Below are 14344 nucleotides of genomic sequence, written 5' to 3'. Positions count from 1 at the left end.
CGGACGACCGGGCTCAGCAGTCGGCGCGGTCCTTCGTGAGCACCCCCTGCACGGTGACCAGGGTTCGGTCGTAGCAGTCGGCCGACCCGTACAGCCGATAGCGCTCGCTCGTCGTTGCGACCGCGTGACGCTGGTCGCGCGGCACGTTCACCGTGTAGGTGGCGTCGCCCGTGTAGGTGTCGTAGAGCCATGACCAGGCGGTACGCCGGCCTTCCGACGCCTCGGCCACGGTGGCCCGGTCGCCCAGCGTCAGCACGGTCCGCAGCCGGTCGTCCGCGCCGAGGGTCGTCGCGCCGTCCATCGTGTACGTCCGCCGGGTGCGCGTCGTCGCGGCGGGTCCGGGTCCGTCGACCGTCACCGCCTCGTCGTCGGTCCACGTCGCCTTGAGGCCGTCCGTGTTCTCGCCGTCGGTCCAGCGGTGCGCCGAGCTGTGCGCGAGGGTGCGGCTGACGGTGGTCAGCACCCGGCCGTGCGAGGTGTCGAGGTATCCGGCGACCGTCAGCCGGTGCCTTCCCTTGGTGTCCACTCGGTTCTCCGAACCGGGTGTGTACGTCGAGGAGTTGGCGAGGGCTCCCGCCTCGGCGCGGGTGAGGGCACCGCTCACGTGGGCGCGCCGCGCGTCCTGCCAGACGAGCACATTGACCGGCAGGCTCCAACCGGTCTGCCCCTCGGGAACGCCCACGACGGAGACGTCGATCCGGTGCGGCCGCCCGTCGTTGAACCGTCCGGCGAACGGGGTCAGGTCGTACTCGACGGGGCGGACGTCGAAGGCGCGGGGCCCCGGAATCACGTACCAGAGGAAGGGGTTGGACCATCCACCTGTCCACACGGTCGGGAACGGCTCGGCGATTCCGGCGAGTTGGCCGTCGACCTTGATCTGCACCTCACGGTAGGGGCCGTTGCCCGCCTTGCAGGAGTACGGTGCCGCGTCCGGGACTGTCAGATACCAGAACTCCTCGCAGCCGCCGCCGGACCCGGTCGCGTACACCTCGGCGATCACGCGCTCGCTGTTGCGCGGGGTGGTCACGGTGCCGTCCTGGAGGGCCAGGACACGGTCGGGAGTCGCGGCGGGCCTGCCCGCGTAGAACGTCAGCGTGGCCTTGACGTCGAGAACGCCGGTGTACGTGTCGTCCACGACGTTCCCGATGAGCATCTCGACGTCGCGGCTCCGCCGGAACGTGTCGCTGTAGCGCGTCACATCCTTCTCGACGGACCACGCGATCCCGTCGGGAGACGGTTCCGGGGTGGACGTACGCAGGATCTCCACCCCTCCGACGTGCAGGTACCCGAGGCGGTCGAACTGGCGTCCCTTGACCTTGCCTTCGAGTCGAAGCACGACCTTGCTCCACCGGTCGCCGCAGCCCGTCGGCGGGGTGTACGTGCCCGTGTAGGGCGTGAAGTCGCGGAACCGCGCCTCCGCGAGGGTCACTTCACAGGACGGTGCGGCGGGCCCGCCGACGGGCGGGGCGGCGGTGACGGGGTCGTGCCAGTCGCTGCCGAACTCGGCCGGCACGTCGGCCGATCGAGCCTCGGCGGCCGCACCGACGGGCACCCCGGAGGCCGCGGGCACGGGAGACGCGACGGACGCGGTCGCCGCGGGAGCCGGGCCCGCTCCGAGGAGGGCACTCGCCACGAGGATCACTCCCGCGAGCATGGACATGATGACCGGTCTACTCATGTGCCGTGTTCTACGGGGCAGTTGAGCTGATCGCAATGGGGCACTGGGCACTGGGGCACCAGGCTCTGGGCACCGCACCCGGGGACTGGGTGGGTTCCGCAACTTGGGTGGCCTCGCGTGCCGGGCGGGGCACGCGGCTCTGGCAGGGCTCGCAGCCTGAGCGGGGCTCACGGCCAGGGCAGGGCTCGCGATTCGGGCAAGGCTCGCGGTTGGGTAGGGTTCGCGGTTCGGGCAGGGCTTGGGCGACTGCCCGGCGCGCTTGGCACCGGGCCGACAGGGCGTCGGACCGCCGGGGCCCCGCCGCGCGCCTCCGCCGTTTCCGGCACGGGCCCCCACCGGCCTCCGGCACGGACCCCTGGCTGGCCCTAAGCCTTCAGGTCCGCCTTGTCCCCCATCACCACCACGGGGTGCTGATCCGGATCGAGTGTCCGCAGGAGGTACTCCATGGCGGGCTTGGACATGCTCACGCACGCCGACGTGCCGCTGCCGTGGTCCATGTGCAACCAGATGCCGCCGCCCTTCTCGTCGCCCCACGGGCGACTCGGGTCGTCCGGCGGATTGCCCTTGAGCCGGTTGTAGTCGATGGCGATGACGTAGTCGAAGTCGTGCCAGTGCGACTTCGCCCAGTAGTGCGGCGCCTGGAAGCTCTGCGACTGCGTGTACGGCAACCGGGCGCCCGGGTCGTCGAGCACTCCACCGGCGTCGCTGAGCGTGAACACTCCCACGGGGCTCCGCTTGTCGTCCTCGTGATGGTCGGTCGTCCAGCCCTTCTTCCCGTTGTGCGCGGCCCAGCTACGGGTCCTCTCCCACGTCGTACCGGACTTCGTGTACAGCACGGCCGTGGAGTTCGCGGAGTCCTTGCCTTCCCCGTAGACGGCCAGGACCTGACGGGAATCGGACGGGATCCGCTGCTGGAGCCCGTCACCCACATCGGGGATACGTTTCGGGTCGACCGGTGAAGCGCTCGTTCGGGCGACAGCGCCACCGGCTCCCGCTCGCCCCTTCGCGCCGCTCCCGCTTCCGCCCTCCGGACCACCGCAGGCCGAGAGGGTGATGGCGACGGCCCCGCAGACCATGGCGGCGAGCCCCGTACGCATCGCACCGTTCATTCGCATGCCGCCCATCCTCGCATCACGCACCGGGCGAATCACCGCCCCCCGGCTCCCTGCCAGTCGCGGGCGCTCCGGGCCGATTCCTTGCCACGGAACGGAAAATCGTTTGCTTTCGACCACGCTGCGACGCGAGCCTTTCACGGTTTGCTACCGGCCCCCGCGGTCGGACGGTTGCCGAAATCCGCGGCTCCCTCCATCCCCTGACACGACCCACTGGGACGTCATGCAGATCCAAGACCTTCCGTATCCCGACCCCGGTGTGCCCGACGCGCGTTCAGGTTCCCGATTCCTGTGGTGGCTCGGGCGGAATCAGCTCGGCGGACAGTTCAAGGCCCTGGCCTGGGGACTGCTGCACTTCGTGGCCGTCTCCGCCCTGCCGTTCTGTGTCGGACTGGCCGTCCAGGCCGTCGTCGACCATTCCGGCACCCGGCTCGCCCTGACCGGCGCGCTCATGGTGCTGTGCGGCGTGTGCATCGCCCTGGGCGACACCATGCTGCACCGCACCGCGGTCACCAACTGGATCACCGCGGCCGCGCGCGTGCAGCAACTGCTGGCCCGCAGAACCGCGCTGCTGGGCTCCGCGCTGACGCGTCGCGTCGCGGCGGGCGAGGTGGTCGCGGTCTCCACCGGCGATGTCGAGAAGATCGGCTGGTTCGTGGAGGGCGTGTCCCGGTTCACCGCGGCCGCCGTGACGGTGGTCCTCGTCTGCGTGGCCCTGGTCGTCTACCAGCCGACGCTCGGCGTGATCGTCGCCGTGGGCGTGCCCGTGCTGGCCGTGGCCGTGCTGCCACTGCTGCCCCGCGCCACCCGGCGCGCCGACTTCCAGCGGGAGAAGGCGGGCCGCGCCACCGAACTGGCCTCCGACACGGTCGCCGGCCTGCGGGTGCTGCGCGGCATCGGCGGCGAGGAGCTCTTCCTCGACCGCTATCGCCGTGCCTCCCAGGAGGTCCGCCGGGCCGCCGTGCGCAGCGCCCGTATGTGGTCGCTGATCTCGGCGATCCAGGTGCTGCTGCCCGGTCTGCTGATGGTCGCCGTCGTCTGGCGCGGTGTGCACCTGGCACACGACGGCCGCATCACGGTCGGCGAACTGGTCACCGTGTACAGCGCCGTCATGCTACTCGCGTACCCTTTGCGGCATTTCGAAGAGATTGCCATGGCATATTCCTTCTCGCGGCCGTCGGCCAGGCGAGCTGCCCGGGTGCTGTCCCTGGAACGGTCGATGGACAGCACCGGATCACTCGCTACCGACGTCCCGGGCGGCGATCTGCACGACCCCACGACCGGACTGCTCGCTCCCGCGGGCCTGCTCACCGCCGTGGTGTGCGGCGACCCGGACGCGGCGGGGCTGCTGGCCGAGCGGCTCGGCGGCCATCCCACCGAGCGGGGCGAGGAGGTGCTCCTCGGGGGCGTGCCGACAGACCACTCGGTGACCCTCGGGGGCGTACCGCTGGACGAGCTGCCCCTGGAATGCGCCCGCACCGCCGTCCTCGTCCAGGACAAGGACCCGGTGCTGCTGTCCGGCACCCTGCGCGAGCTGCTCGACGTGCCCGCGTCGGGTCTCGTGAGCGCCGAGGCAGCCCTGTCCGCCGCGCAGTGCGGCGACGTGCTGGAGGCGCTCACCCAGGGCTCACTGGATGCCGAGGATCCGATGGACGCCCGCATCACGGAACGCGGGCGCTCCCTGTCCGGCGGCCAGCGCCAGCGCCTCGCGCTGGCCCGGTCCCTGGTCACGGATCCGGAGGTCCTCGTCCTGGACGAGCCGACGTCCGCGGTCGACGCGCACACCGAGGCCCGGATCGCGGACGGAGTGCGCTCCCTGCGCGCCGGACGCACGACCGTGGTCTTCACGTCCTCACCGCTGCTCCTGGACCAAGCGGACCGGGTCGTCCTGGTCCACGACGGCGGGGTCGTCGCGGTCGGCGTGCACCGCGATCTGGTGCACAGCGAACCGCGATACCGGGCCGTGGTGACCCGAGAAACCGAGGAAGAGGCCACCGTCGAAGCCGCGGAACGGACCTCTCGCGGCGTCGTGACCATGGACGACGAAGCTGTCCTCGGCGTCATTACCGCGGACGGTGAAGCTGTCCTCGGCGTCATTACCGCGGACGGTGAAGCTGTCCTCGGCGTCGTTACCGCGGACGACGAGGCCGTTCTGGACGGCGTACTCGAAGAGATCGAGGAGACCGCATGATCGGCGTGGCGCCACCCGCGTACGACCCGGCCGCCCCGACGACGGCGAACACGCTGCCCGTCGGCGCGCCCGCGACCGTACGCGCCTACGTGACCGAACTGTTCCGACGGCACCGCAAGGCATTCCTGCTCCTGATCGCCGTCAACACCGTGGCCGTCGTGGCCTCGATGGCCGGGCCCTATCTGCTGGGCTCGGTCGTCGAACGCGTCTCGGACCACACACGCGAACTCCATCTGGAGGCCACCGCCGCCTTCTTCGTCGTCGCGCTCGTCGTCCAGGCCGTGTTCGTACGGCAGGTGCGGCTGCGCGGTGCGATGCTCGGCGAGCGGATGCTGGCCGATCTGCGCGAGGACTTCCTCGTGCGGTCGGTCGGTCTGCCGCCCGGCGTGCTGGAACGGGCCGGTACTGGTGACCTGCTGTCCCGCATCACCACCGACATCGACCGGCTCGGCAACGCGATGCGCGAGGCCGTGCCGCAGCTGGCCATCGGTGTGGTGTGGGCGGCACTGCTGCTCGGCGGACTCGCCGTGACAGCCCCGGCGCTCGCCCCCGCCGTGCTGGTCGCCGTTCCCGTGCTGGTGGTGGGGTGCCGCTGGTACTTCAAGCGCGCGCCCTCCGCCTACCGCTCCGAAGCGGCCGGTTACGCCGCCGTCGCCGCTGTCCTGGCCGAGACGGTCGACGCCGGGCGCACCATCGACGCCCACCGCCTGGGCGGTGGCCGCATCGAGCTGTCGGACCGCCGGGTCAAGGAATGGACGGCGTGGGAGCGGTACACGCTCTGGCTCCGGTCGGTTCTCTTCCCTGTCGTCAACGTCACGCATGTGACGGTCCTCTGCTCGGTTCTGATGATCGGCGGATTCCTCGCCCTGCAGGGCTGGATCGGGGTGGGGCAGCTGACGACGGCCGCGCTGATCGCCCAGATGCTCGTCGACCCCGTAGGGCTCATCCTGCGCTGGTACGACGAGCTGCAGGTCGCCCAGGTCTCGCTGGCACGGCTGGTCGGTGTCCGGGACATCGAGCCGGACTCGGGCGACCCGGCCGTCACGCCGGACGGACGCGACGTCCGCGCGGACCGGGTGCACTTCGGCTACCGCGAGGGCGTGGACGTGCTGCGGGAGGTCTCCCTTGCGGTCGCGCCCGGCACCCGGCTCGCCCTGGTCGGGCCGTCCGGGGCCGGCAAGTCCACGCTGGGCCGGCTGCTCGCCGGGATCTACTCTCCCCGGGACGGCCGGATCACGCTCGGCGGCGCCGAACTGTCCCGGATGCCCGCGGAAGCGGTCCGCTCGCACGTGGCCCTGGTCAACCAGGAGCACCACGTCTTCGTGGGCTCCCTGCGCGACAACCTGCTGCTCGCCGTCCCCCGTTCCCGGCAGGGCACGGACGAGGCGGCTCCGGCCGAGACGCAGACCGCGACTCCGGCCGCTGGGGTCGACTCCGTCGACGCCCGGCTGTGGGCCGCTCTCGGCGCGGTCGACGCGGACGGCTGGGCGCGGGCGCTCGACGACGGTCTCGACACGGAGGTCGGCTCGGGCGGGTTCGCGCTCACTCCGGCCCAGGCCCAGCAGATCGCGCTGGCCCGGCTGGTACTGGCCGACCCGCACACCCTGGTCCTGGACGAGGCGACCTCGCTCCTGGATCCGCGGGCGGCCCGCCATCTGGAACGCTCGCTGGCCCGCGTCCTGGACGGCCGAACCGTCGTCGCCATCGCCCACCGCCTCCACACCGCCCATGACGCGGACGTCATCGCAGTCGTGGAGAACGGCCGCATCAGCGAACTCGGCAACCACGAGCAGCTGGTGGCGGCGGACGGCGCGTACGCGGCGCTGTGGAGGTCCTGGCACGGGTGAGCGGGGTGCCCCGCCGACGCCACCGGCCGCCCCGCGTGAGCGGGATGCCGAGCGGGACCACCTGACCGCCACACGTGAACCGAGTACCGTCCGGGGCGTCCGGGGCGTCCGGGGCGTCCGGCAGGCGGGCTGTTCCGTTCCCGCCTCCGCGGCGTGCCGGACCGGCGCGGAACCGTCCGCTCGACGTAGCGCGCCCGTGTCCTCCCGCAGCTCAGCGGCGTGGGCCGACGGCGACCGGCGCCGGCCGTGGGCTCGTCCGGTGCGGTCCGGCTTCTCGCCCGGAGCAAAGTCGCGTCCGCGCTCGGCACACCCCGCCGAAGGCGGGCCGGGCCGGACGTCGGCCCTTGTGGCACTGCTGGTCGGCCCCTGTGGCGTTGCGCGGTGCCGAAGGGGGGTGGAAGTCTGGACGTGGGCACCCGCTCGGGGGACTCCCGGGAACCACCCGGTTCGCGCGGGGCGACACCCGTGTCCTCGGGCCCGCGCGCCCGCCGTCGAGTACGGCGGCTCCGGTCCCGTCCGCACCCCCTGGAGGTACCCGTGGACAGCGCCGACGGATGGGGAGACGACGTCTACCAGCCCGACGGATCCGAGGTACAGGACGACGCGGGGCTGCTCGACGCCGAGGACACGCTGGTGACCGACGGCGTCAGTGACCCCCTGGACCGTGGCTGGTCCCCGCCGGATCGGCCGTGGGCGGTGGAGCACCGCGGGGTGACCGCCTCGGAACGCCGGGCGGGCGAGACCCTGGACCAGCGTCTCGCCGACGAGCTGCCCGACATCACCGAACCGGACGGAGACGGCATCGGCGACTGCCAGGGCACCGACGGAGAGCCCCTCGACAACGAAGTGGGTGCGCTGCGCTCCGGCCGTCTGGTGGCCCCGAACGAAGGCGCTCACGAGGACGAGGAGAGCGGGCTCATCGCCACGGACATCGGGATCGACGGCGCCGCGGCCTCGGCGGAGGAAGCCGCGATGCACATCGTCGACGAGGACGCCGTGTCCGGCTGACCGACCCCCGTACCGCGCCTGCCCCGAGGAGCTCCCATGCAGCAGGACAAGCAGCCCGACTACCACCCGGTGGTCTTCCGCGACCGGACCGCCGGCTACGCCTTCCTCACGCGTTCGACCGCGACAAGCGACCGGACCATCGCTTGGGACGACGGCGAGACCTACCCGGTCGTGGACGTCGAGATCTCCTCGGAGAGCCACCCGTTCTACACGGGCAAGGCCCGCACGGTGGACTCGGAGGGCCGTATCGCCCAGTTCGAGCGACGGTTCGGAGGCGGGGAGCAGGGGTCCGGCGCCGCGGAGAACGGCTGAGCGGTACGAGCGCCATCCGCCGAGTGAAGGACGCCTCGCCGCCCGAGCCGGGCACTCGGAGGCGCCGCTCCCGCCACCACGCGCGGACGTGCCGTGCACGAGCCGCCCGGTGCCGGCCGGCGAGACCGGTGAAGCCGAGTGCCGGGGCGGCACCGGTCGCCGACGTGGTCCGGGAGGAGCCAAAAGCTGGTGCGGCCCGGGGGCCGCCGAACTCAGATGAAGTTCAGAGCCGCCGCGCAGCCCACGGCGCCCAGCAGCATGAACACCGGAGTCAGCACCTTGAGCTCGACCCAGCTGCCCGCGCGAAAACGCATCACCTTGGGCGGGCCTATCGGGTACCAGCGCTTGCGGCCGACCGGGATGGGCCACAGGATCGGACAGCCGGACACCGTCAGCGCGTCGCCGATGCAGTGCACCAGGGCGCCGAGGACGACCGGCAGGCCGAGCCACAGGTACTCCTGGCCCGGCGCCGTGAACAGCCAGTTCGCGCCGTTGCCCGGCTTGTCCAGGGTTTGCGCGAGGATCCACGAGGTCGTCGCGGCGAGCAGCCAGACCAGGATGTCGCTGCTGGAACCGCGGGCGGCCCGCCAGAGCAGACCCTCGATCGCCAGCACCATGTGCACGAAGAGGATCGCCAGGACCGCCCAGCGGCCGCAGGTGATCGCCAGCACCGCCGTGCCCGATCCGATCAGCACCGCCCACAGCCAGGTATGGGTCAGCGTGCGGTGACCGCCGCTGCGCCGGGGGTCGCCCGGCTTCCTGGTCCCCTTGTAGGCGGCGTAGGAGAGCTTGTCGACGATCTCGCACAGCCTTCGCGACACCGGTCCGAAGGCGTTCGAGATGGTGGCGGCCTTGTGGTCCAGGTCCGGGGCGAGCGCGGCGCCGGCGCAGATCAGAGCGCCGACGAGCAGGACCGGCCAGGGCATGGTGTGCCCGGCCGCGGCGGCCGCAGCTCCGACGCCTAGCCAGGCCGCAGCCCCCGACAGTGAGTGTGCTGGTCCCATCATGGCCGTTCCCCGCCCCATTCCTCTTGTACCGCTGTCCAGTTGTCCGTGCGCGCTGACGCGTCGCCGGCGCCACAGCGTAGCGGTCGTGATCTTCCCCCGAGCATCCGATTCCCCCATCACGTGTATCGACAGGCAAGATGGGGGCGTGACCCTTATCGATCAGCTGCCGCAGACCGCAGACCCCGACGCCCTCTACGAAGCCTTCGAGTCGTGGGCCGGGGAACGCGGTCTCACCCTCTACCCCCATCAGGAGGAGGCGCTGATCGAGGTGGTCTCGGGTGCGAACGTGATCGTCTCGACTCCCACCGGCTCCGGAAAGAGCATGATCGCCGCCGGTGCGCACTTCGCCGCGCTCGCCCGGGACGAGGTCACCTTCTACACGGCGCCGATCAAGGCGCTCGTCTCGGAGAAGTTCTTCGAGCTGTGCAAGATGTTCGGCACCGAGAACGTCGGCATGCTCACGGGCGACGCCTCCGTGAACGCCGACGCACCGGTGATCTGCTGCACCGCGGAGGTCCTGGCGTCCATCGCGCTGCGTGACGGCAAGCACGCCGACGTCGGTCAGGTCGTCATGGACGAGTTCCACTTCTACGCCGAGGGCGACCGGGGCTGGGCTTGGCAGATCCCGATCCTGGAACTTCCCCAGGCGCAGTTCATCCTGATGTCGGCGACACTCGGCGACGTCTCGATGTTCGAGAAGGACCTCACGCGGCGCACCGGCCGCCCCACCTCGGTGGTCCGCTCGGCGACCCGGCCCGTCCCGCTGTCCTACGAGTACATGCTCACTCCGCTGACGGAGACGCTCACCGAACTGCTCGCCACCAAGCAGGCCCCGGTCTACATCGTGCACTTCACCCAGGCACAGGCCGTGGAGCGGGCGCAGGCGCTCATGAGCATCAACATGTGCACGCGCGAGGAGAAGGACCGGATCGCCGACCTGATCGGTAATTTCCGCTTCACCACCAAGTTCGGCCAGAACCTCTCGCGCTACGTACGCCATGGGATCGGTGTGCACCACGCCGGCATGCTGCCCAAGTACAGGCGGCTGGTGGAGAAGCTGGCCCAGGCCGGTCTCCTGAAGGTCATCTGCGGTACGGACACCCTCGGTGTCGGTGTCAACGTGCCCATCCGCACCGTGCTGTTCACCGCGCTGACCAAGTACGACGGCACGCGGGTGCGCACACTGCGCGCCCGTGAGTTCCACCAGATCGCCGGCCGGGCCGGTCGCGCCGGGTTCGACACGGCGGGCTACGTCGTGGCTCAGGCTCCGGAGCACGTCATCGAGAACGAGAAGTCGCTCGCCAAGGCGGGCGACGATCCGAAGAAGCGCCGCAAGGTGGTGCGCAAGAAGGCCCCCGAGGGCTTCGTCGGCTGGACGGAGAGCACCTTCGACAAGCTCATCACCTCCGATCCCGAGCCACTGACCTCGCGCTTCCGCGTGACGCACACCATGCTGCTCTCGGTCATCGCCCGGCCCGGCAACGCCTTCGACGCGATGCGGCATCTGCTGGAGGACAACCACGAGCCGCGCAAACAGCAGCTGCGGCACATCCGGCGGGCCATCGCGATCTACCGCTCGCTCCTCGACGGCGGCATCGTGGAGAAGCTCGACGAGCCCGATCCGACCGGCCGTATCGTGCGGCTCACCGTCGATCTCCAGCAGGACTTCGCGCTCAACCAGCCCCTGTCGACGTTCGCACTCGCCGCCTTCGACCTGCTGGACCTCGAATCCCCCTCGTACGCCCTGGACATGGTGTCCGTCGTGGAGTCCACGCTGGACGATCCGCGGCAGATCCTCGCGGCCCAGCAGAACAAGGCCCGTGGCGAGGCCGTGGCCGCGATGAAGTCCGACGGCGTCGAGTACGAGGAGCGCATGGAGCGGCTCCAGGAGGTGTCGTACCCCAAGCCGCTGGAGGAGCTGCTCTTCCACGCGTACAACACCTACCGCACGAGCCATCCGTGGGTCGGCGACCACCCGCTGTCGCCGAAATCCGTCATCCGTGACATGTACGAACGGGCGATGACGTTCACCGAGTTCGTCTCCAACTACGAGCTCGCCCGCACCGAGGGCATCGTCCTGCGCTACCTGGCCAGTGCCTACAAGGCCCTTGAGCACACCGTCCCGGACGACCTCAAGTCCGAGGACCTGGAGGACCTGATCGCCTGGCTCGGCGAGATGGTGCGCCAGGTCGACTCCAGCCTCCTCGACGAGTGGGAGCAGCTCGCCAATCCCGAGGTGGTGACGGCCGAGGAGGCACAGGAGAAGGCCGACCAGGTCAAGCCGGTCACCTCGAACGCCCGCGCCTTCCGTGTCCTCGTGCGCAACGCCATGTTCCGCAGGGTCGAACTCGCCGCTCTGGACAACGTCGACGAACTCGGCGAGATGGACGGCGAATCCGGCTGGGACGCCGATGCCTGGGGCGAGGCGATGGACAAGTACTGGGACGAGTACGAGGACCTCGGGACGGGTCCCGACGCCCGTGGCCCCAAGCTGCTGTCGATCGTGGAGGAGCCGCAGAACGGACTCTGGCGCGTGCGTCAGACGTTCGCGGACCCGAACGGCGATCACGACTGGGGCATCAGTGCGCAGGTCGACCTCGCGGCCTCCGACGCCGAGGGCCGTGCCATCGTCAAGGTCACCGACGTAGGACAGCTGTGAGCACAGGAGAATCCCGCCGATGACGAACCCTGCCGAGAAGCTCGTCGACCTGCTCGACCTGGAGCAGATCGAGGTCAACATCTTCCGGGGCCGCAGCCCGCAGGAGTCCCTCCAGCGGGTCTTCGGGGGCCAGGTGGCGGGCCAGGCCCTGGTCGCCGCCGGCCGCACCACCGAGGGCGACCGGCCGGTGCACTCGCTGCACGCGTACTTCCTGCGTCCTGGTCGACCTGGCGTCCCGATCGTGTACCAGGTCGAACGAATACGGGACGGACGGTCGTTCACCACGCGCCGCGTCACCGCTGTGCAGCAGGGCCGCACGATCTTCAATCTGACCGCCTCCTTTCACAAGCCCGAGGAAGGAAGTTTCGAGCACCAGCTGCCGCCGGCCCGCGAGGTGCCGGACCCCGAGTCCCTGCCGACGGTGACGCAGGAGATCGAGGAGCATCTGGGCGTTCTGCCCGAAACGCTGGAGCGCATGGCGCGACGCCAGCCGTTCGACATCCGCTATGTGGACCGGCTGCGCTGGACGCCCGAGGAGACCAAGGGCGCCGAGCCGCGCAGCGCGGTGTGGATGCGCGCCGTCGGTCCGCTGGGCGACGACCCGCTCGTGCACACCTGTGCTCTCACGTACGCGAGCGACATGACTCTCCTGGACGCCGTCCGCATACCCGTGGAACCGCTGTGGGGTCAGCGCGGTTTCGACATGGCGTCGCTGGACCACGCCATGTGGTTCCACCGGCCGTTCCGCGCGGACGAGTGGTTCCTGTACGACCAGGAGTCGCCGATCGCGACGGGTGGCCGGGGTCTGGCACGCGGGCGCATCTACAACCGGGAGGGACGGCTGCTCGTCTCTGTCGTGCAGGAGGGCCTTTTCAGGGCGCTGTAGACGAACGCGCGTCCGGGCTCTTGCGCCGCAGCCATCCGAGCAGCCTCCGTGACCGCACGGACTCCGTCGTCGTGAGCGGATCGTCCCCGGCGGGGAACTGCTCTCGCGCGGCGCGCGGGGCACTGGTCGGTGACGGCGGGGCTGCTGACATCGGAGCCCCGGCTGGCCGACCGACCAACGCTGTGGGCAGCGACCCCGGGGCTGCGGCGATCGAGACACGGGGTGTCGGACGGGGCGCCGGGCGGTCCTGCCTCGCTTCGCGGACACTCTGCCCCAGGTCGGCCCTGAGCCAGCTGATCTCGTCGGGGTGGTCCGCCCTCGTGATGCGCTCGGCGATCCGGGCCCCGGGCGAGTCCGGCGCGGCTTGTGTAACAGGCGCGGGCCGGAAGCGGTTGAGGTGGGCGCGCTCGCAGGGTTCCTTGACGATCTCGGCCACTTGGACCGGGTCGAGCAGCGACGCCACCACGGCGGCACGGGCCCAGGGATCCTCCGTCCGCCTCAGCAGGAACCCCATGTGGCGGCCACGCCAGTTGCGAGGACGGAGGTCCACGCCTTCGTCCAACTGATCGCGGAGACCCTCGGGCATCCGGCCGCTCAGCAGCCGCGTGTTCTGTTCCTCGGTCGCGAACTGCCGCAGTTCCTCGGCGAGATAGAGCCAGACGACCACCCGGTAGCGGTTCAGATAGAACTTGACCGGCACTACCAGTCCCAGGCGCGCGAGCCGGGTGAACCGGGTGTTCGTGATGCCCATGAGAGCGGCGCCCTCCGTGGTGCCGACGGCCTTCACCCGCTCGCGCAGCACCTCGGGGAAGCCGGCTTCGGCGCGCACCCGGTCGATCTCCGCGCGGGCGACCCGGCGTCCCCCGCCTCCCTCGTCGGGAACCGAACGCACGCAACCGAGGCTCAGGGCAAGGTCGAATTCACCGCGCCTGAGCTCCAGTTCACGTGCGGCCCGACTGAGCGAGAAGGTGGCGGACTGCGTGATGGTGTTGCCGGACATGACGGTCTCCCCTGTGGTGTCGGAGGCCCGCGCCGGTGTGCGCTCGCCTCGGGAAAAACCGTATCCGGCTCGCCGGACATCGTGGCGAGCCTGTGGAAAACTCCGGCTGCGACGACATACCAGCAGGTCAGAGATCTGAGGCGGGCTTGCCTTCCGGCTGTCGCGCATCCACGCGCAGGTGTTCGCCGACGCGGTTCACCAGCAATGTCATTTCATACGCGACCTGGCCGATGTCCGCCTCCGCGCCGCTGAGGACGGACAGGCAACTCCCCGCGCCTGCCGCGGTGACGAAGAGCACCGCGTCGTCGAACTCGACCATCGTCTGCCGTACTTGTCCTGCACCGAAATGACGGCCGGAGCCCTTGGCCAGGCTGTGCAGCCCCGACGACACCGCGGCGAGGTGTTCGGCGTCCTCGCGGCGAAGTCCTGTGCTCGCGGCCGTCACCAGCCCGTCGTTGGACAGCACCAGCGCGTGCCGAACGTACTCGACACGCTCGGTGAGGTCGTCCAGCAACCAGCCGAGTCCCGTGTTCTGCTCCATGATCCGGTCTCCCCGTGTGTCGTTCCCCCTGACCGGAGGATTCGACCAGCAAGCCTTCCCCACAGCCGCCGTCCGGGCAAGGCGGATGGGTGCCATGGCAGAG

At 70.6% G+C, this 14344-nt stretch carries 11 protein-coding genes; 6 read left to right on the top strand and 5 right to left on the bottom strand.

Translation table 11 applies throughout. The annotated features are described in order from the left end of the window. Positions 1-13: 13 nt before the first annotated feature. Positions 14-1678, bottom strand: coding sequence for a peptide-N4-asparagine amidase (locus ACFYW8_RS22110; protein ID WP_389078324.1), 1665 nt, complete (start codon positions 1676-1678; stop codon positions 14-16). Positions 1679-2043: 365 nt separating this feature from the next. Then, positions 2044-2793: a L,D-transpeptidase family protein gene (locus ACFYW8_RS22105; RefSeq protein WP_389078319.1), complete on the bottom strand. Its 750-nt coding sequence runs from the start codon at positions 2791-2793 to the stop codon at positions 2044-2046. A gap of 220 nt (positions 2794-3013) precedes the next feature. Between ACFYW8_RS22105 and ACFYW8_RS22100 the strand changes: the two genes are divergently transcribed. The 4 genes from ACFYW8_RS22100 to ACFYW8_RS22085 all read left to right on the top strand — a co-directional run bounded on the left by ACFYW8_RS22100 (position 3014) and on the right by ACFYW8_RS22085 (position 8148). After that, on the top strand, positions 3014-4981 hold the full coding sequence (locus ACFYW8_RS22100) for an ABC transporter transmembrane domain-containing protein (protein ID WP_389078314.1): 1968 nt from the start codon (positions 3014-3016) through the stop codon (positions 4979-4981). Next, on the top strand, positions 4978-6828 hold the full coding sequence (locus tag ACFYW8_RS22095; protein WP_389078310.1) for an ABC transporter ATP-binding protein: 1851 nt from the start codon (positions 4978-4980) through the stop codon (positions 6826-6828). The genes ACFYW8_RS22100 and ACFYW8_RS22095 overlap by 4 nt, the downstream gene beginning before the upstream one ends. Positions 6829-7365: 537 nt before the next feature. Further along, a complete protein-coding gene (locus ACFYW8_RS22090; RefSeq protein ID WP_365870334.1) occupies positions 7366-7836 on the top strand; it encodes a DUF5709 domain-containing protein in 471 nt (156 codons plus the stop codon). A 36-nt stretch (positions 7837-7872) separates the two neighbouring features. Next, a complete protein-coding gene (locus tag ACFYW8_RS22085; RefSeq protein ID WP_365870335.1) occupies positions 7873-8148 on the top strand; it encodes a type B 50S ribosomal protein L31 in 276 nt (91 codons plus the stop codon). Between the two features lie 212 nt (positions 8149-8360). Here ACFYW8_RS22085 and ACFYW8_RS22080 read toward each other — a convergent pair whose 3' ends face one another. Then, the gene (locus ACFYW8_RS22080) at positions 8361-9155 is read right to left on the bottom strand and encodes a metal-dependent hydrolase (protein WP_365870336.1); all 795 of its coding nucleotides are present in this window, start codon (positions 9153-9155) and stop codon (positions 8361-8363) included. Positions 9156-9300: 145 nt separating this feature from the next. Between ACFYW8_RS22080 and ACFYW8_RS22075 the strand changes: the two genes are divergently transcribed. Both ACFYW8_RS22075 and ACFYW8_RS22070 read left to right on the top strand, forming a co-directional pair. Further along, the gene (locus ACFYW8_RS22075; protein WP_365870337.1) at positions 9301-11814 is read left to right on the top strand and encodes a DUF3516 domain-containing protein; all 2514 of its coding nucleotides are present in this window, start codon (positions 9301-9303) and stop codon (positions 11812-11814) included. A gap of 19 nt (positions 11815-11833) precedes the next feature. Further along, positions 11834-12700: an acyl-CoA thioesterase II gene (locus ACFYW8_RS22070; protein WP_365870338.1), complete on the top strand. Its 867-nt coding sequence runs from the start codon at positions 11834-11836 to the stop codon at positions 12698-12700. Here ACFYW8_RS22070 and ACFYW8_RS22065 read toward each other — a convergent pair. Beyond that, positions 12687-13700 (bottom strand): DUF6397 family protein, encoded by a 1014-nt coding sequence (locus ACFYW8_RS22065; RefSeq protein ID WP_389078295.1) that lies wholly within the window; start codon positions 13698-13700, stop codon positions 12687-12689. The two genes, ACFYW8_RS22070 and ACFYW8_RS22065, sit on opposite strands and share 14 nt — an antisense overlap. Before the next feature lie 127 nt (positions 13701-13827). Next, positions 13828-14241 carry a roadblock/LC7 domain-containing protein gene (locus tag ACFYW8_RS22060; RefSeq protein WP_365870340.1) on the bottom strand — a complete coding sequence of 138 codons (414 nt, stop codon included), beginning with the start codon at positions 14239-14241 and terminating at the stop codon, positions 13828-13830. Positions 14242-14344: the final 103 nt, after the last annotated feature.

Source organism: Streptomyces sp. NPDC002742, assembly GCF_042888885.1.
Classification (GTDB): domain Bacteria; phylum Actinomycetota; class Actinomycetes; order Streptomycetales; family Streptomycetaceae; genus Streptomyces.
This window is presented reverse-complemented; position numbering and strand designations above follow the sequence as displayed.